Raw genomic sequence first — 17,459 nt, 5'->3', positions numbered from 1 at the left:
TCACCCCCTTGTGAATGTAAACGCTGATTACACGGATTGACCTGATGTCGCCGCGCTATGTAATTGGCGATTACATTGCAGGAGGACACCTGAACATGTGGACACGTCAAAACTGGTTCGAGGGCTGGCGGCTGTTTGCCGTGCTCACGCTGATCCTGATCGGCCTCAGCTTCTGGATCGCCGGGATGCGGCAGTTCGAGGTCGAGGGCGTGCGGATGGTGATCCGCTTCACCGCGCGAACCTCGCTGTTGTTCTTCTGCTTCGCCTTCTCGGCCGCGTCGCTGGCATATCTCAGGCCGAACGCCTGGACGCGGTGGCAGCGCCGCAACCGCCGCACTCTCGGCGCCACTTTCGCCGCCTCGCACACGATCCATGCGGTTGCGATCATCTGGTTCGCGGCCATCGACCCGGCCGGCTTCGCGGGCGCGACCTCGGCCGCGTCCTACATCTTCGGCGGCATCGGCTATGGCTTCATCATCGCGCTGACCGCAACCTCGTTCGATCCGACCGCGGCGATGCTGGGTCCGCGCGCCTGGCGCGTGCTGCACCTGACCGGCGGCTACTATCTGCTGCTGCAGTTCACGGTCTCGTTCGGCAAGCGGATTCCCGAGATGCCGCTCTACGCGCTGTTCCTGATCCCGCTCGCCGCCGTGTTCGCGCTGCGGATGGTCAGCATGGCCTCACGGCCCGCACCGCGCCCGGCGCAGGCGGCTTAGGCCAGCCCGCGAGGCCAGCACTACACAAGATGGAATTTGCGGCCAAGCTGGCGGTGAATCGACATCACGGCACGATCGACGTCGCTGATCAGGCTGTCGCCAAGCACAACGTTTGGAATTTCCCAGTTGCGGTCGCTGTGACTATGCGGCAGCGCGGCGACTGCCGGCACGCGGGCCGTCTCGCAGCCGGGGTGGGCCCGCAGCGCATCATCCGCAAGACGGGTCAGTTCGTCGTGGCTCTTTGCCTCGGTCATCATGTTTGGCGTGACACCGGAAGATGGCTCACTGATGGCCGAGATCTTCCAGCTCCTTGGCGCGGGCTACCGTCATGTTGCGCATGCATTCGCCCGCATCGATGCGGGCGATGGTGCCTTCGCCCAGCCCGTAATAGAGGCAATTGGCGTCACGGTACTGGACCCAGAGGCGTTGCGCCGCACGCAACTGTTCACCCTGTTTCTCGCCGGCATCCTTGATCGCCTGCTGGTAGGCGATATTCATCCGCTTGTCCCATTGTGCGGTCTTGGCCTTCAGGCACTCGACCATCTGGAACGTGTTGCCGTCGCAGGATTGTTCGGGATCACCCCCGTCGCCGGCCTGAGCCGATGAAGCGAGGACGGCGGTGAAGGCCGCGGCGATCACTACGCGCGATGCGCGATCGACCAGCAGTTTTGCGGCAAACCGGCCGATCCCGGTAAGGGTCCTCGTGATCATGGCAGATTTCATGTCGCTTCGCCTCGGGTCTGGTTCGGGCCGCAAGTGGCCCGAACCCACATTAGTGCAACGGCGGCGGTCTCCGTTCACTTCCCGACCATGCTGCGCCCGCTGGCCTTCCCGATCCGCGCAGGATATCTGAGGAGCGTGGAGGGATCATGCGGCGCGCGATGAGGCCTGCGATCGTTCTGGCCGTCTTCGGCCTGCTCGTTGGCGGGTTGTTTCGCTATGTCTTCGACGAGTCCAGCGCAGCCTCTGTCGCGAACTATCTGCGCAGCGCCCTGGAAGGCGCCGCCCTCACCCTGACCGCGTGGGGCACGCATCTCTATCTGACCGCGTTTGGTGGCGGCTGGTTGCGAAAAAGGCCGCTGATCGTCGAACTGATCGCCCGCTCCGTCATTATGGCCACGGTTGTGGCAATCGCTGCGATGGCGCTCGAGGTCGTTCTCTACGGACATGGTATCGAGGCGAAGTGGATCGGCGAGAGCTTTCCAAAGATCATCGGCACCTCCCTGCTGCTGTCGATCCCGATCACGGCGTTCTACGAACTGATCCGGATGATCGGCGGCCGGACGCTGCTCAATGTCGTGCTCGGACGCTATCGCAGACCGGTCCGCGAGCAGCGTGTGCTGCTGTTTCTTGACCTCGTCGGCTCGACCACGCTCGCGGAGACGATGGGCGAGCTGCGCGTGCAGGAACTCCTGACGCGCTTCTTCTTTGATATCGACGAGGCGATCGTATCGCATGACGGCGAAGTCCATGCCTATGTCGGCGATGAGGTGATCGTGACATGGCCGGTCCATGCCGGCCAACCATCGCCGCGCTGTCTCGACTGCGTGTTCGCGATCGAGGATCTCCTTACACAACGGGCCGACCGCTATCGCAGGGAATTCGGCGTGGTTCCTGCGTTTCGTGCCGGGATTCATGCCGGACCGGTCGTCATCAGCGAATGCGGGGATTCCCGCCGGCAGATCGCCTATTTCGGCGACACCGTGAACGTTACGGCGCGGCTGCAGCAGCATTGCAAGGAAGTCGGCCGCGCGCTGCTGGTGTCGGGCGAACTGCTTCGCCTGCTGCCGCCCGCCGATGACCTTGTCATCGACCCGCTCGGCTCGACGCAGCTGCGCGGCCGCGCCGCGCCGATCGAGGTATTCGCCGTCGCGCGTCGCCCGGCGGCCGCGGTGCAAGCGTACTCATCCTGAACAAATCCTTAAGCCACTGTCAGCGCCGATGGACCAGGCTACCGAAATCCGCGGGAAGCGCGAATTGAATCGTGTCCAGTGGCCGTCCGTTAAGGATGCAACGCACCCGTATTTGCGCCGGGTTCCACCTTAACGCAGGTGTAAGACCACGCGCTGCATCCTGCACGCAGGTGTCATCCAGCAACAACAGGCTGCCCATCAATGGCGCAACAGCCGGCACAATCGATCATTGCCGAACTTGAAGATGCTGTCCGGGACGGAACGTCCGCGAAGCGCGTCCAGACGCTGCGGCGCGTGACTGACCTGTTCCTGAACGACGGCGATCGCCTCAACGACGAACAGGTCAAGGTGTTCGACGACGTGCTTTGTCTCCTGATCGCACGCGTCGAAACGCGTGCGCGGGCCGAGCTGAGCAAGCGGCTGGCGCCGCTCGACTACGCACCGTTCGAGGTGATCCAGTCGCTCGCCTGGGACGACGACATCAGCGTCGCCGGCGACGTGCTCACCCATTCCAGCCGCCTCAGCAACGAGGCGCTGCTCGAGATCGCCAGCACGAAGGGACAAGAGCATCTGTTCGCTATCTCGACGCGCGAGAACCTGCCCGAATCCGTCACCGACGTGATCGTCGACCGCGGTGAGGACAGGGTGGTCCGGCGTCTCGCCAAGAACGCCAGCGCAAAGTTCTCCGACAACGGCTATTCCAATATCGTCGCCCGCGCTGAAGGCGACGACGAGCTGGTCGAAATCCTCGGACTGCGCATCGATCTTCCGGCCAAGCTGCTGAGTGAGCTCCTGCGCCGAGCCAAGGACGCGGTGCGCGCCCGCCTGCTGGCGCTCGCGCCGCCCGCGGTGCGCAATGAAATCCAGAAGGTGCTGAACGATATCGCCCAGGAAGGCGGCGCCGCCCCGCGCCGCAACTACGGTGTCGCCGAAGAGCTGGTCAAGCTGATGAAGCAATTGAACGAGCTCGACGACGCGGCGGTCTACAAATTCGCCGAAACCGGCAAGTTCGACGAGGTCACGGTCGCGCTCGCGGTGCTCAACGACATGCCACTCGAGATGATCGAGCGGCTGATGCTCGGTCCCCGCGCCGACCTGATGCTGATCCCCTGCCGCTCCGCCCGCCTGAACTGGCCGACGGTCGAAACCATCTTGCGCAAGCGGCCGCTGCCGCATCCGATCGACGAGGCGACGCTTTCGGTCGCGCAGCGGGATTACCGCCGGTTGTCGCTGGAAACCGCGCAACGCACCGTGCGCTTCTGGCAGCTGCACAACAGGATCGAGAAGCCGGCGATGGTGGCGGGGTAGCCTGCCAGAGCCCTTTCTCGGGCGCTCAGGCGACGTGCTTTGCTGACGTACTGCGCGGGCCAAACGCGAGCTCGGCAACCGGCACCGGTCGCCCGAACAGATAGCCCTGGACAAAGTCGACGCCCGCCGCCCGCAACGCTTCGAATTGCCCTTCGGTCTCGACGCCCTTGGCGGCCGTCGCGACGTTGAGCCCGTCCGCCAAGGCTAGAACGGACGAGACCATAGCCGCGCAATCGCGCCGATTGGCCAGGCCCTGCGCGATCGGCTTGTCGATCTTGATCTTGTCGAACGGGAAGCCCGCCAGAGAACTCACTGCGGAATATCCCGCACCGCAATTGTCGAGGACGATCGAGACGCCGAGATTCTTCAACTGCCGCATGGTACGTAGATGGGCCTGATTGCCCTGTACGACCGCGTCATCGGCTATTTCCAGTTCGAGCCGGTCGGGTGACAGGCCGGCCGCGACCAGCACGCCCAGCACGGAGTCGAGCAGATCGCCCCCATCGAACTGGGCGGCGGAAATGTTAACCGCAAGGCGGATCGATGACGGCCAACCGGCCGCGTCCAGGCAGGCTTGCCGCAGGATCCACTCGCCGAGCGGCAGCATCAGCCCAGCCGCTTCCGCGAGCGGGAGGAACTGGTCGGGCAGCAATATACCCTTTGACGGATGCCGCCAGCGTACAAACGCCTCTGCGCCGCAAGTGGTCTGCGTCGTCGCATCGACCATGGGCTGATAGTGCAGCTCGAACTCGTTGCGGGACAATGCGTCGCGCAGGTCGCTCTCCAACGACTTCTGCATGTCGGCGGCCTCGGTAAGCTCGGGTCGGAATATCTGGAAGCCGTTTCGCCCGCCGGATTTCACCGCATAGAGCGCGATATCGGCCTTTTGCAGCAGGACATCCGCGGTGTCGCCGTGCTCGGGCGCGAATGCGATGCCGACACTGGTCCCGACATTGACCTTGTTGCCACCGAGGTCGAAAGGCTGCTCGATCAAGCCAATGATCCGGCGAGCGAGTCCGACCGCGCCGGCGACCTGGTCTTTCTCGTTGTCCTGAATGATCGCAAATTCGTCGCCGCCGAGGCGGGCGACCACGTCGGTGTCACGCAGCGACGATTTCAGACGCTGGGCGACTTCCACCAGCAATCGATCTCCGGCGGGATGCCCGAGCGTATCATTGACGTTCTTGAACTTGTCGAGATCGAGCATCAGCACCGTAAACGTGGTGCCGTGCCGCTGAAGCCGCCGCGCCGCTTCATCGAGTTTCTCGGAAAACACGGCGCGGTTGGCCAGTCCCGTGAGCAGATCGTGCTGAGCGAGGAACGCGACCTTCTTCTCGTTGCGCGCCCGCTCCGTGATGTCTTCATGGGTCGTCAGCCAGCCGCCGTCCGCCATGATGTGGCGGGCGATTGCAACGACACGGCCGTCCACGAGTTCGCGAACCTCGCCCGCTTCCTTGATGTTCCGGGTGAGATAGGTCTCCGGCGCCACATCGGCGAAGTTGGTGCCCTTCTCGCGACGATATTCCAGGATCTGCGCAAGCGACGTTCCGGGTCTGATCTGGTCCCGGTCCAGACGATAGATCTCGCCGTAACGCGCGTTCGCGACCACGATCTTCTGGTCGGCATCGAACATGCACAGCCCCTGCGACATGTTGTTCAGCGCAGCGTCGAAGCGGAGGTTGATGGCCCCGAGTTCGGCGGCCTTTTCGGCGAGCAATTGCTCGCTGCGCTTCAACTCTGTGATGTCTTCGTGGGTCGCGACCCAGCCACCATCCGGCAGCGGTTTGCGTTGAATGAATATCTTGCGGTCGTCCGCCAATTCGTGATCCTGCTTGCGCTGGGTCGGCATGAGCTGGACATGCTGGTCGACGGTCAGATTGCTGGCTTCACCGCGATCCTTGTAGAACTGCAGGATGCGATCCAGCGGCGTCCCCGGCACGACCAGATCGTCCGGCAGGTCGTACATTTCCTGATATTGACGATTGGAGATGACGAGCTTCTTGTCGGCATCGAACAAACACAGCCCCTGAGACATGTTGCTGATCGCCACATCGAACCGGGTGTTGGTGCGTCCCAACGCCTGCGTCTTCGCAGCAAGTCGATTCGTCTGCCGTACCAGCAAATAGGTCCCTAACAGGATGAACAAGACGATCGTGGCCACGAGCAGACCGTAAGTGTAGAGGTGGCGATACCACGGTGCGAGGACGTCGGTGCGCGCGTAGGTGACGATGAGGACCAGCGGCAACCCAGGTACTGCCTGATAGCCGGCAATCCGTTCAATGCCATCGACCGGACTGGTCGACTCGAAGGAACCGCTCGGAGATGTCGGCAGATAGTCGGTCAGCAGCGGGACATCCGCGAACGACTTTCCGATCGCGTCCCGCCGCTCGGGTTCTCGGGCCAGAATGCGGCCCTCGCGATGCAACAGCACGACAGAGCCGTTCTTGCCGAGATCGATCGAGCGGTAAATCCTGGCGAAGTACGATTGGTCGAGCGGCGCAGTGACGATGCCGGCGAAGCTGCCGTCGGGGTTGCTCAACCGCCGTGATGCCGCGCTGAACCATTTGTCGCCGACCGCCGAACGATATGGCGGCGAAATGAACAGCTGATCATCCGCGCTGTCGCGTTGCGCGACGAAGTGCGCCATGTCGGAGATATTGGTGCGAGGCGGCGCGGCGGCATAGGAGTGCGCCAACACGTCGCCGGATGCGTTGGTCCAGCCGATCGCAACGAGAACGGAGGAGTTGCTTTGCAACTGGCGAAGCGCAAGGTTTGCCGTTGCGGGATCAGTGCCCCTCACCGCCAGGCTGCTGGCCCGGATCGCCTCTGCTTCAAGCAGAACGCGGTCGATATCATCGAATGCCAGGGCAGTATGTTCGGCAAGGACTTTCGCGAAGCTGCGCGCATCGGTCTTGGCAGCAACGATCCGCTCCAGATAGCGGGTCTCTATATCGAAGCAGAACAAAACGATCGTGGACATCGACAGCAGGATGCCGAGTACCGCAACCGGCGATCCTGGAGACCGCCCCAGCCATCGAAAAAGTCCCAGCATGTCGATTCCGCCCGAAGATATCGACGGCCAAGGTGACCGGGGCACCTTAATATTTCGTACGTAATATAAGCCGTCAAAACAGCGGTGATGCCCCGTAGTCTTACAGGCATCGCGGGTAAATCTGCATTAACGCAGCCGGTTCAAGTTGAGACCAATCGAACCAGTATGGAACGAGGACGATGGTGAACGCTCGTCGCGATATCAGACATCGGGTGTTAAAGGTCGGGACGATCGAGTTCGGCGGCGGCGCGATCGATTGCACCATTCGCAATCTCTCGCCCTCGGGAGCGGCGCTTCAGGTCGAGAACCAGACAGGCATCCCCGATCAATTTACCTTGGTGATGCCTGCGGAAGGACTGCACATGCCCTGCCATGTCGCCTGGCGCAGGGCCTACCGGCTCGGAGTGGCGTTCGACTAGAAAAGCCTTCTCCCCGCCTGCGGTTGCAAACGGGGAGCGCCCGATATCTCACAGTTCTCGATCCCGACAGCCCCGTGAACATCGAGATCGCGCATCGCGCGACCTCGATGACAAAAGGCGGCGATCATGCCTTAGTTCTTGGTCTTGTCGACCAGCGCGCCCTTCTTGATCCACGGCATCATGTCGCGGAGCTTGGCGCCGACTTCCTCGATCGGATGCTGGGCAAGCTTGGCGCGGGTCGCCTTGAACGAGGTCTGGTTGACCTTGTTCTCCAACATCCAGTCGCGGGCGAACTTGCCACCCTGGATGTCGGCGAGAACGCGCTTCATCTCGGCCTTGGTCTCCGCGGTCACGATGCGCGGTCCGGTGACGTATTCGCCATACTCGGCGGTGTTGGAGATCGAGTAGTTCATGTTGGCGATGCCGCCTTCATAGATCAGGTCGACGATCAGCTTCACTTCGTGCAGGCACTCGAAATAGGCCATCTCCGGCGCGTAGCCGGCTTCGACCAGCGTCTCGTAGCCGCCCTTGATCAGCTCGACCAAGCCGCCGCAGAGCACCACCTGCTCGCCGAACAGGTCGGTCTCGCACTCTTCCTTGAAAGTCGTCTCGATGATGCCGGCGCGGCCGCCGCCGATCGCCGAGGCGTAGCTGAGGCCGAGGTCATGGGCATTGCCGGAGGAGTCCTTGGCGATCGCGATCAGGCAGGGCACGCCGCCGCCGCGCTGATATTCGGAGCGCACGGTGTGGCCGGGGCCCTTCGGCGCGATCATCAGCACGTCGAGGTCGGCGCGCGGATCGAGCAGGTTGAAGTGGACGTTGAGGCCATGCGCGAACACCAGGGCTGCGCCCTTCTTCATGTTGTCGTGCAGGTGCTCGCGATAGATGTCGCCCTGCAGCTCGTCCGGGGTCAGCATCATGACGAGGTCGCCCCATTTGGCGGCCTCGGCGACTTCCATCACCTTGAAGCCGGCGTTCTCGGCCTTCTTGGCCGAGGCCGAGCCCTTGCGCAGCGCGATCGCGACGTCCTTGACGCCGGAATCCTTCAGGTTGAGCGCATGGGCGTGGCCCTGGCTGCCATAGCCGACAATCACGACCTTCTTGCCCTTGATCAGGTTCAGGTCGGCATCGCGATCGTAGTAAACTCGCATCGTATTTTCCTCGTTTGAAGGGGGCCACAATCGGCCGATAAATCAGGCTTTCGAGAGGTCACAACCGCCGGGCGCCCGCGAATTTCCGGGGTTGTCTAGAGCATTTTCCCTCATCTGGGAAACCCCCATCTCGCATGGCGCGGTGCGGCATCATGCGTCCATGAAGACGGGGTAGAGCGAGGCCAGCAGCAGGATGGCCATCACCACATTGAAGACCCGGATCGCCCGGCGCGAGGTCAGGACCGGCCGCAGCGCGGTGCCGAACAGGGCCCAGGCGATACAGGAAACAGTTCCCAGCAGCAGGCTCACACCGACCTGGATCGCGATGTTCCAGGGGAAGGCGGCGATCGCCGCATAGGCCGTGATGGTGCCGATGACCATCACCCAGCCCTTGGCATTGATCCATTGGAACATGGCCGCGCCCCAGAACGTCATCGGGCCGCGGCCGCCCCTGGCATCCCCCTGATCCGCCGAGGGCGGCTCGGCCATGGCGATGACGGCTGCGAGATAGACCAGATAGGCCACACCGGCATATTTCAGGATCGTCTGCAGCACCGGATAGGTGATGAAGATCGCGCCGAGCCCAATGCCGACCGCACCGACCATGAAGGCGAAGCCGACCGTGATGCCGGCGATATGCGGTACCGTGCGGCGCAGGCCGTAGGTCAGCCCCGACGACAGCAGCATGATGTTGTTTGGGCCCGGCGTGAAGAACATCACGACGGCGAACACGACAAAGGCCAACAGCAACGAATGCGACATGGTGCCCTCACGCGACTTTCGGCAAAATTTTGGGCCGCTTCGACAGCAGCATCACGGCGATGCCGCCGACGACCGTGATCATGCCCGCGAGCCGCAGCGGCCCGAACCTCTCGCCGAACACGATGCTGGAGGCGGCCGAGCCGACGAACGGTACAAGCAGCGCGAACGGCACCACCTGCGCGGCGGGATAGTCCCGCAACAGCCGTCCCCACAGCCAGTAGGCAATGCTGGTCGAGATGCCGCCCAGACAGAGCACGCAGATAAATCCTGTCAGCGACATATGGGTCAGCGCGTGCCAGGTCGGCTGCGGTCCGTTGCTGATCAACGTCAGCAGGGCAAGCGGGATCGCGGCCGAGAGGCACAGCCAGGCAAACAGATCGAACATTGGCGCGCCGTGCGCCCGCCGCAGCAGAAGATTGCCGATCGCAAAGCTGATCGGGCAGATCACGAGGATTGCGAACGAACCGACGCTGAAGTCGTAGCCGACGGTGCCGCAGATCATCAGAAGGCCGACCGCGGCGATCGCGACGCCGGTGGCCTGCATCCGCGTCGGCATCTCGCCGAAGATCACGGCGGCAAAGCCGATGGTGAACAGAGCCTGGCTCTGCACGACAACGCTGGAGAGGCCGACTGGAACGCCATGGGCGATGGCAAAGGCCTGCGCCAGGAATTGGCCGAGGAACAGCGTGGAGCTGATCGCGATCAGCAGCGGCCAGGAGACGTCGGGCTTGCGCAGGAACAGGCACGGCAACGCCGCGATGGCGAAGCGTAGCGTCGTCATCAGCTCCGGCGAGAATTCGTCGAGTGCGATCCGGCTTGCGACAAACGCGAGCCCCCAGATCGCCGCGACCATGACGGCGATGCCAACATCAGCCGGCTTCATTGTTTTTCTTCTTTGGTTCCGTTTGGGTGCGACGGCTAGATTTGTTGGTCCGGCTTCGGTTTGCGCAGCAGATAGGTGCCGTGCAGCGGCGCGTGATAATCGGCAGAGACCAGCGTGAAACCGGTCTCCGTCAGCATGCGCTCCATCACCCAGCCGAAAGTGGAGTATTCGTCGCGCATGTGGGTCATCACGCTTTCGCGCTCGAAATCGTGGTTCTTGATCGAGAAATCGGCCCAGCCCTCGACGTCGCGTTCGACGCCGTCGGGCATGCTGACGAACACCATGTCGCGCAGATAGAAGTTCGCGCCCGGCTTCAGCGCGTTGAAGATCCGCGACATCGCCACCGCCTTCCAGAAATCCGGCAGATGGTGCAGCGTGAACTCGCTGACGATCAGGTCATAGGAGTTCGGCTGGTAGGCGAAAGACAACAGGCCGGCCGGCTGGGTCCGGACCCGCGCCTTGCGGTCACGGGCGTAAATCTCGGCAAGCCCGAGCATCGCCGGCGAGATGTCGATGGCGTCGACCTCGGCCCCCATCAACGCGGCCTCGGTCGCCAGCACGCCGTTGCCGCAACCGATATCGGCGACCCGCCAGCCCGGCTTGACGCCGAGCATGGTCAGCGCCTGATGGGCGCGGCCGTCGCTGTCGTCGTGGCGGTCATAGATCGAGGCGACCGCGGTATCGAGACCGACCTGCCGCCGTTGCGTATAGTACCAGTCGCGCGCCAACATGATTCACATCCCTTCCGGCCCGCGCGTGATCGCGGCCACCCCGGTTCGTGACACCTCGACCAAGCCCAGCGGGCGCATCAGGTCGATGAACTGATTGATCTTGGACGAATTGCCTGTGATCTCGAACACAAAGCTCTCGGTCGTGGCGTCGATCACGCGGGCGCGGAACGCATCCGCCAGCCGCAGCGCCTCGACGCGGTGGTCGCCACCGCCCCGCACCTTGACCATCGCGAGCTCGCGTTCGATCGCCTGCCCGGTCACCGTCATATCGACCACGCGATAAACTGGAATCATACGGTCGAGCTGGTGCTTGATCTGCTGGATCACCATCGGCGTGCCCGTGGTGACGATGGTGATCCGCGAGAGGTGCTTCTGGCTCTCGGTCTCCGACACGGTGAGGCTGTCGATGTTGTAGCCACGGCCCGAGAACAGGCCGATCACGCGGGCGAGCACGCCGGGCTCGTTCTGCACGAGCACGGACAGCGTGTGCGTCTCGTTGGGATCGTGGCGCTCTTCCAGGAAGTAGGCGGATGCGGGCTGGTTCATTGTCGTCCCCTTACGGTCTCATCGTCATGCCACCGCCCGCTTGGCGGCCGGGTTGGCATCCATTTTGGCATCCGTTCCGACCCAGGTGCGGAACAGATCGAAATCGATATTGCCGCCGCTCAGGATCAGGCCGACCCGCTTGCCGGCGAGCCTGCTCTTTTCCTGCAGCGCGGCCGCGAGCGGAGCGGCGCCCGCGCCTTCGGCGAGGTTATGCGTGTCGGTCCAGTAGGCGCGGATCGCATGCCCGATCTCGTCGTCGGTGACCTGCACGATGCGGGACGCGCCTTTCCGGATCAGCGCGAACGCATCGAGATCGGGAATCCGCGTCGCCATGCCGTCGGCGCGGGTGTCGCTGGTTTCGGTGGTCACGATGTTACCGGCCGCGAGCGACAGCGCGTAAGACGGCGCTTCCGTCGACTGCACGCCGACGATCTCCGTCTTCAGACCGAGCAGGTCGCGCGCCATGATACAGCCGGAGATGCCGGAGCCCTGCCCGATCGGCACATAGAGAATGTCGATGTCAGGCGCGGTCCGGAACAGTTCAAGTGCGTAGGTCGCAACTCCCAGCACCAGGTCTGGATGGAACGACGGCACCATGTGCAGCCCGGCAAACTGCGCGCGCCGCTGGGCCTCTTCCTTCGCGGCCTGGAAATCCTCGCCATGCTCAACCAGCTCGGCGCCGAACGCCCGCATCGCGCGGTTCTTCTCGACCGAGTTGCCACGCGGCACATAGATCACCGCCGGCACGCCGTGTCGACCAGCGGCAAAGGCCAGGCTCTGGCCATGATTGCCGCGCGTCGCCGAGATGATGCCCGGAACATCCGGCCGCTCGCGCTTCAACCGTTCAAGATAAACGAGGCCACCGCGCACCTTGAAGGCGCCGATCGGCGTGTGGTTCTCATGCTTGACCACGACCTCGGTGCCGAGCCGCTGGGCCAGCAGCGGCCAGCTGTACGCTGGCGTCGGCGGCACAGCGGTGCCGACGATCTTGTGCGCGCGCTCGAGCTCATTGAGGTCAAACATCTTCGCTTCCAATCGCTCTACTCTCTCCGTTGTCATCGCCCGGCTTGACCGGGCGACCCAGTACGCCGAGACCTTTCGATTCAATCTCAGGCGTCCCGGCGTACTGGATCCCCGCTTTCGCGGGGATGACAGCGGAGTTTGTGTTTGCGTCGAACATCATCACACCAGCGCCTTGCCGCCGGCGAAGGCCTTTGCGGTGGCTTCATCGGTCGCCTCTTCCGGCAGCAACATCTCGTTATGCGCCTTGCCCGACGGGATCATCGGGAAGCAGTTCTCCAGCGCCGCGACACGGCAATCGAACAGCACCGGTTTTTTGACCGAGATCATCTCCTTGATCGCGCCGTCGAGATCGGCGGGCTTGTGCGCGCGGATGCCGACACCGCCATAGGCCTCGGCGAGCTTGACGAAATCCGGCAGCGCTTCCGAGTAGGAGTGCGACAGGCGGTTGCCGTGCAGCAGCTGCTGCCACTGCCGCACCATGCCCATGTACTGGTTGTTCAGGATGAAGATCTTGATCGGCAGCTCGTGCTGGACCGCCGTCGACATCTCCTGCATCGTCATCTGCACCGAGGCGTCACCGGCGATGTCGATCACCAGGCTGTCGCGATGCGCCACTTGCACGCCAATCGCGGCCGGCAGGCCATAGCCCATGGTGCCGAGACCGCCCGAGGTCATCCAGCGGTGCGGCTCCTCGAAGCCGAAGAACTGCGCGGCCCACATCTGGTGCTGCCCGACTTCGGTCGTGATGTAGGTGTCCTTGCCGCGGGTCAGCTCGAACAGCCGCTGGATCGCGTATTGCGGCAGGATGATATCGTTGTTCTTCCGGTAGGACAGCGACTTGCGCGCGCGCCATTGCGCGATCTGCTGCCACCACGCCTTGATCTCGGGCTTCTTGGCTTCCGCCTTGAACACCTGCAGCAAGTCACCGAGCACGTTGCCGCAATCGCCGATGATTGGCACGTCGACCCGGATGTTCTTGTTGATCGAGGACGGATCGATGTCGATATGGATCTTCTTCGAGCCCGGCGAGAACGCATCGACGCGGCCGGTGATCCGGTCATCGAAACGCGCGCCGACGCACAGCATGACGTCGCAATCATGCATGGCCATGTTGGCTTCGTAGGTGCCGTGCATGCCGAGCATGCCGAGCCAGTTCGGACCCGAGGCCGGATAGGCCCCCAATCCCATCAGCGTCGAGGTGATCGGAATGCCCGTCACCTCGACCAGCTCGCGCAGCAGCTTCGAGGCCTCGGGGCCCGAATTGATGACGCCGCCGCCGGAGTAGATCACCGGGCGTTTCGCGGAGGCCAGCATCGCGACCGTCTTGCGGATCAGGGTCGCGTCGCCCTTCACGCGCGGCGTGTAGGAGATGTGCACGTCCGACTTGCGCGGCGGATGGTAGGTGCCGGTCGCGAATTGCACGTCCTTGGGCACGTCGACCAGCACCGGGCCGGGCCGGCCGGTCATCGCGACATAGAAGGCTTCGTGCAGCACCTTCGCGAGGTCGTTGACGTCGCGCACAAGCCAATTGTGCTTGGTGCAGGGCCGCGTGATGCCGACCGTGTCGCATTCCTGGAAGGCATCATTGCCGATCAGGTGGGTCGGCACCTGGCCGGAAATGCAGACCAGCGGGATCGAGTCCATCAGCGCGTCGGTCAGCGGCGTCACCATGTTGGTGGCGCCGGGGCCCGACGTCACCAGCGCCACGCCGGGCTTGCCGGTCGAACGCGCATAGCCTTCGGCGGCGTGGCCGGCCCCCTGCTCGTGGCGGACCAGGATGTGCTCGACCTCGCTCTGCTGGAAGATCTCGTCGTAGATCGGAAGCACCGCGCCGCCCGGATAGCCGAAGATGTGCTGGACGCCATGATCGATGAGCGCGCGCACGATCATCGCGGCGCCGGTCATCTGATTGGGGTCGTGGCTCTTGTCGGTCATGGCTCGCTCCGGATGCGCTTGGTTTGCGCGGCTTCTGTTGGTTTCTTGCAGGTCTGCTTCAGGCAATAAAAAAGGGCCCCAGAGGCCCCATGCACACCGCCCGTATCTGGATGGCCGCTAGCCATCCCCGGCGGTGTGCCTGGGTACGACGACGATAAGGAGTTTGGTAATAATGTTGCGCACGGCGTGACCCAAGCTTCCCAAAGGTTGCGCGAAACATAGCGGCCAAAGCCCGAATGTCAAGGCAACGGCACCCACTTTCGCGATTTGGCCACTCTAGCGGGGTTCCGGCCGTTCGGCGAGTGTTTTTGGGTGGCGCAACGTGCATGGCAGACGGGCTCGACTAGGAGGTCGCCCCGGAGAGCCATTCCCTCGCCGCCTCCGGGGCCACCCACTCGAATTCCGGGAGCTGGTGGCGGAACCAGGTGAACTGGCGCTTGGCGTAGTGGCGGGTGTCAGCGCGGCCAATCTCGGCGGCCTCCTCGCGGCTGATCTCGCCCTTCAGATGCCGGATCAGAGCCGGCACGCCATGGGCCTTCATGGCCGGCAGCAGCGGGTCCAGGCCCCGTGCCGCCAGCCGCTCGACCTCGGTGAGCGCGCCGGCCTCCAACATGGTGCCGAACCGCGCATCGATCCGCGCGTAGAGCTCGTCACGCTCCGGCGCGAGGAAGACCGCGGAGAATTCGCCCGGCGGCAGCAGCGGCGGAAGGCCATCGCGATGCCAGTCGGGCAACGGACGCCCGGTCGCCTCGACGACCTCGAGCGCGCGCGCGATCCTGATACGGTCGCGCGGCTTCAGGCGTTCGGCCGACACCGGATCGCGCTGCGCGAGCTCGACATGCAGCGCCTCGACGCCGTGCTGCTCGAGCCTTGCGCGCACGCTGTCACGGACCTCGGCAGGAATCGGCGGCACCGCCGAGAGCCCACGGGTCAGCGCCTTGAAATAGAGGCCGGAGCCGCCGATGAAGATCGGTAGGCTACCTTGCGTGCGCGCCTCGCCGAGCACCTTTGCTGCGTCGGCGACCCAGGCGCCCGCGGAGAAATTCACGCCCGCATCGACATGGCCGTAGAGCCGATGCGGAACCAGCGCCTCCTCGTCCTCAGTCGGCCGCGCCGTGATGATGCGGAGGTCGCGATAGACCTGCATGGAATCGGTGTTGATCACGACGCCGCCGGTTTTCTGCGCCAGCTCGAGCGCGAGCGCCGACTTGCCGCTGGCGGTCGGCCCTGCGATAAGCACTGCCTTGTCCAACAATCCCGAATGCGCCCGCATGTCCCTCGTCGCCACGCTCATCTGCAATCCCGCGAGCCCTGCGCTCGACTCCACCATCGTCGACGGCGCGCGGGCCGTGCTGCCATCACCCGGCCCGGCACAGTGGCTGTTCAACGAAGTCGCGGTCGACATTCCTTTCGAGAGCCAGGACGCCGACCGGGACGCCGTCAAGGCGATCGAAGCCCGCCTGCAACAGGCGCGCGGCGACCTGCCGATCGACATTGTCGTGCAGCCTCGGATCGCCAGGCGCAAGAAGCTTTTTCTGGCCGACATGGATTCCACCATGATTGACCAGGAATGCATCGACGAGCTCGCCGATTTCGCAGGCCTCAAGGCCCACGTCGCCGGGATCACCGAGCGCGCGATGCGCGGTGAGATCGAGTTCGAAACGGCGCTGCGCGAGCGCGTCGCGCTGCTCAAGGGGCTTCCGGTCAGCGTAGTCGACGAGGTGCTGGAGAAGCGCATCACGCTGACGCCGGGCGGCCGCGCACTCGTCATGACCATGCGCGCCCACGGCGCCTATACCTGCCTGATCTCGGGCGGCTTCACGCTGTTCACCAACGTGGTCGCGGCGAAGATCGGGTTTCAGGAGAACCGCGCCAACCAGTTGCAGGTCGAGGACGGCAAGCTGACCGGCGAAGTGGTCGACCCGATCCTCGGCCGCGCCACCAAGCTCGCGACCCTGGTTGAGCTGATGGAATCCTTCGACCTTGACGACATCGACACGCTGGTCACCGGCGACGGCGCCAACGATCTCAGCATGATCCAGGCCGCTGGGCTCGGCGTCGCCTATCACGCCAAGCCGGCGGTCGCTACGGCCGCCGCGGCACGGATCGACCACGGTGACCTCACCGCGCTGCTCTATGCGCAGGGGTATCGGCGGGACGAGTTCGTGGAGGGGTGAGTGGCGTCGTCCCGGCGAAGGCCGGGACCCATTACCACAGGGTTGTGTCGTTGAAGCGAGCTGTGGCCCCAGCGTATGTGACAACTGGTATTCGTGGTTATCGGTCCCGGCCTGCGCCGGGACGACGGCAAATTTGTTGCACCGTCTCTGTGTCATACCTTCGCATTCTCGCGACATGATTTGCCCGAGTTCTGCATCTCGTTCCGCGCTCGTCGAAAACAGGGCGCAGGGAAAGCCGGGTGCGCGCTGCACCCGCGATCTCGTGTGCAATGTAAGGAAGAGAGTGCGCACACGAGCATACAGGTCCAGCGGAGGCATCCCGGCTTTCCCTGCGCGATGGTTTACGGCTTACTTCGTGCTCTTCCCGGTGCCCAGGCGTTTTGGTCACCGTCGTTCGTGATCAGCGTCGGCGTCTCACGAACTTGACGCCAGCCTTGGGGCGTCAAAACCACACGACTTCACCGTCCGCCGCCGGCGCAATCGTCAACCGCGCCGTCAGCGTCCACCGCATCCCACCGCGCGTTCGTGACGTGCGCACGCCCCTCTCATCGGGTGAGACGGGCGCGATTATGGCGGTGAGTTGGGATGGCAGTCAAGATAAATTACGAAAATCAGAACTCGCGCGGCGCGTCAGATGCACAATTAACGGCGTGTCCTACACATCTCGCGCCAAAAGCTTGCTTAGTTTCGCTTCCACATCGATCAAGTGCACCGTCGTCGCAATTACGCGGTGTTATGGTGCAGGCGCCACAAGCGGTACATCTACGGATAGACAGCTGGAGCGTGAACGCCCACCGTCACCTATTGCCCGTTTGGAAGATATTCGCATTCGCCCGGTGCTTT

16 protein-coding genes are annotated in these 17,459 nt (G+C 63.7%); 5 read left to right on the top strand and 11 right to left on the bottom strand.

Going from position 1 to position 17,459, the window contains the following annotated elements; all coding sequences use genetic code 11:
• The first annotated feature begins 95 nt into the window (after window positions 1–95).
• The gene (locus UP10_RS10100) at window positions 96–716 is read left to right on the top strand and encodes a hypothetical protein (protein ID WP_044587252.1); all 621 of its coding nucleotides are present in this window, start codon (window positions 96–98) and stop codon (window positions 714–716) included.
• Between the two features lie 20 nt (window positions 717–736).
• Here UP10_RS10100 and UP10_RS10095 read toward each other — a convergent pair whose 3' ends face one another.
• Both UP10_RS10095 and UP10_RS45730 read right to left on the bottom strand, forming a co-directional pair.
• Window positions 737–973 carry a hypothetical protein gene (locus UP10_RS10095; RefSeq protein ID WP_245321704.1) on the bottom strand — a complete coding sequence of 79 codons (237 nt, stop codon included), beginning with the start codon at window positions 971–973 and terminating at the stop codon, window positions 737–739.
• A 25-nt stretch (window positions 974–998) separates the two neighbouring features.
• The gene (locus tag UP10_RS45730) at window positions 999–1,427 is read right to left on the bottom strand and encodes a lysozyme inhibitor LprI family protein (protein ID WP_245321703.1); all 429 of its coding nucleotides are present in this window, start codon (window positions 1,425–1,427) and stop codon (window positions 999–1,001) included.
• Between the two features lie 158 nt (window positions 1,428–1,585).
• Between UP10_RS45730 and UP10_RS10085 the strand changes: the two genes are divergently transcribed.
• Together UP10_RS10085 and UP10_RS10080 are read left to right on the top strand one after the other, a co-directional pair.
• Window positions 1,586–2,629, top strand: coding sequence for an adenylate/guanylate cyclase domain-containing protein (locus tag UP10_RS10085; protein ID WP_044587142.1), 1,044 nt, complete (start codon window positions 1,586–1,588; stop codon window positions 2,627–2,629).
• A gap of 201 nt (window positions 2,630–2,830) precedes the next feature.
• The gene (locus UP10_RS10080; protein ID WP_044587141.1) at window positions 2,831–3,937 is read left to right on the top strand and encodes a DUF2336 domain-containing protein; all 1,107 of its coding nucleotides are present in this window, start codon (window positions 2,831–2,833) and stop codon (window positions 3,935–3,937) included.
• A gap of 25 nt (window positions 3,938–3,962) precedes the next feature.
• On the opposite strand, the gene UP10_RS10075 is transcribed toward UP10_RS10080, so the two are convergent.
• Window positions 3,963–6,989 (bottom strand): bifunctional diguanylate cyclase/phosphodiesterase, encoded by a 3,027-nt coding sequence (locus UP10_RS10075; RefSeq protein ID WP_050043616.1) that lies wholly within the window; start codon window positions 6,987–6,989, stop codon window positions 3,963–3,965.
• 182 nt (window positions 6,990–7,171) lie between these two features.
• On the opposite strand from UP10_RS10075, the gene UP10_RS10070 reads away from it, so the two are divergent.
• A complete protein-coding gene (locus tag UP10_RS10070) occupies window positions 7,172–7,408 on the top strand; it encodes a PilZ domain-containing protein (RefSeq protein WP_082077045.1) in 237 nt (78 codons plus the stop codon).
• Window positions 7,409–7,539: 131 nt separating this feature from the next.
• Here the strand turns inward: UP10_RS10070 and ilvC are convergent, their stop codons facing one another.
• From ilvC to miaA, 8 genes are all read right to left on the bottom strand, one after another.
• The gene (ilvC, locus tag UP10_RS10065; protein ID WP_044536126.1) at window positions 7,540–8,559 is read right to left on the bottom strand and encodes a ketol-acid reductoisomerase; all 1,020 of its coding nucleotides are present in this window, start codon (window positions 8,557–8,559) and stop codon (window positions 7,540–7,542) included.
• A 150-nt stretch (window positions 8,560–8,709) separates the two neighbouring features.
• Window positions 8,710–9,321 (bottom strand): LysE family translocator, encoded by a 612-nt coding sequence (locus UP10_RS10060; protein WP_044587139.1) that lies wholly within the window; start codon window positions 9,319–9,321, stop codon window positions 8,710–8,712.
• 7 nt (window positions 9,322–9,328) lie between these two features.
• Window positions 9,329–10,204: an EamA family transporter gene (locus UP10_RS10055; RefSeq protein WP_044587138.1), complete on the bottom strand. Its 876-nt coding sequence runs from the start codon at window positions 10,202–10,204 to the stop codon at window positions 9,329–9,331.
• 35 nt (window positions 10,205–10,239) lie between these two features.
• Window positions 10,240–10,935: a class I SAM-dependent methyltransferase gene (locus UP10_RS10050; protein ID WP_044587137.1), complete on the bottom strand. Its 696-nt coding sequence runs from the start codon at window positions 10,933–10,935 to the stop codon at window positions 10,240–10,242.
• 3 nt (window positions 10,936–10,938) lie between these two features.
• On the bottom strand, window positions 10,939–11,481 hold the full coding sequence (gene ilvN / locus UP10_RS10045; RefSeq protein ID WP_044536122.1) for an acetolactate synthase small subunit: 543 nt from the start codon (window positions 11,479–11,481) through the stop codon (window positions 10,939–10,941).
• A gap of 24 nt (window positions 11,482–11,505) precedes the next feature.
• Entirely contained in the window at window positions 11,506–12,504 is a 999-nt protein-coding gene (locus UP10_RS10040) for a threonine dehydratase (protein WP_044587136.1), read from the bottom strand.
• A 159-nt stretch (window positions 12,505–12,663) separates the two neighbouring features.
• Window positions 12,664–14,439: an acetolactate synthase 3 large subunit gene (locus tag UP10_RS10035; protein WP_044587135.1), complete on the bottom strand. Its 1,776-nt coding sequence runs from the start codon at window positions 14,437–14,439 to the stop codon at window positions 12,664–12,666.
• 343 nt (window positions 14,440–14,782) lie between these two features.
• A complete protein-coding gene (gene miaA / locus UP10_RS10030) occupies window positions 14,783–15,733 on the bottom strand; it encodes a tRNA (adenosine(37)-N6)-dimethylallyltransferase MiaA (RefSeq protein WP_044587134.1) in 951 nt (316 codons plus the stop codon).
• Here miaA and serB point away from each other — a divergent pair.
• Complete coding sequence (gene serB, locus UP10_RS10025) at window positions 15,711–16,616, top strand: phosphoserine phosphatase SerB (protein ID WP_044587133.1); 906 nt, start codon at window positions 15,711–15,713, stop codon at window positions 16,614–16,616. The two genes, miaA and serB, sit on opposite strands and share 23 nt — an antisense overlap.
• The last annotated feature ends 843 nt before the right edge of the window (window positions 16,617–17,459 follow it).

It is taken from the genome of Bradyrhizobium sp. LTSPM299, from assembly GCF_000938235.1.
In the GTDB taxonomy this organism is placed as follows: Bacteria; Pseudomonadota; Alphaproteobacteria; order Rhizobiales; family Xanthobacteraceae; genus Bradyrhizobium.
This window is presented reverse-complemented; position numbering and strand designations above follow the sequence as displayed.

Bases quoted from the DNA above. Each gene is read 5' to 3' on its own strand.
- ilvN (WP_044536122.1), bottom strand. From the start codon at position 11,481: ATGAACCAGCCCGCATCCGCCTACTTCCTGGAAGAGCGCCACGATCCC.
- UP10_RS45730 (WP_245321703.1), bottom strand. From the start codon at position 1,427: ATGATCACGAGGACCCTTACCGGGATCGGCCGGTTTGCCGCAAAACTG.
- miaA (WP_044587134.1), bottom strand. From the start codon at position 15,733: ATGAGCGTGGCGACGAGGGACATGCGGGCGCATTCGGGATTGTTGGAC.
- ilvC (WP_044536126.1), bottom strand. From the start codon at position 8,559: ATGCGAGTTTACTACGATCGCGATGCCGACCTGAACCTGATCAAGGGC.
- UP10_RS10050 (WP_044587137.1), bottom strand. From the start codon at position 10,935: ATGTTGGCGCGCGACTGGTACTATACGCAACGGCGGCAGGTCGGTCTC.
- UP10_RS10075 (WP_050043616.1), bottom strand. From the start codon at position 6,989: ATGCTGGGACTTTTTCGATGGCTGGGGCGGTCTCCAGGATCGCCGGTT.
- UP10_RS10095 (WP_245321704.1), bottom strand. From the start codon at position 973: ATGATGACCGAGGCAAAGAGCCACGACGAACTGACCCGTCTTGCGGAT.
- serB (WP_044587133.1), top strand. From the start codon at position 15,711: ATGTCCCTCGTCGCCACGCTCATCTGCAATCCCGCGAGCCCTGCGCTC.
- UP10_RS10060 (WP_044587139.1), bottom strand. From the start codon at position 9,321: ATGTCGCATTCGTTGCTGTTGGCCTTTGTCGTGTTCGCCGTCGTGATG.
- UP10_RS10085 (WP_044587142.1), top strand. From the start codon at position 1,586: ATGCGGCGCGCGATGAGGCCTGCGATCGTTCTGGCCGTCTTCGGCCTG.
- UP10_RS10100 (WP_044587252.1), top strand. From the start codon at position 96: ATGTGGACACGTCAAAACTGGTTCGAGGGCTGGCGGCTGTTTGCCGTG.
- UP10_RS10055 (WP_044587138.1), bottom strand. From the start codon at position 10,204: ATGAAGCCGGCTGATGTTGGCATCGCCGTCATGGTCGCGGCGATCTGG.
- UP10_RS10040 (WP_044587136.1), bottom strand. From the start codon at position 12,504: ATGTTTGACCTCAATGAGCTCGAGCGCGCGCACAAGATCGTCGGCACC.
- UP10_RS10035 (WP_044587135.1), bottom strand. From the start codon at position 14,439: ATGACCGACAAGAGCCACGACCCCAATCAGATGACCGGCGCCGCGATG.
- UP10_RS10080 (WP_044587141.1), top strand. From the start codon at position 2,831: ATGGCGCAACAGCCGGCACAATCGATCATTGCCGAACTTGAAGATGCT.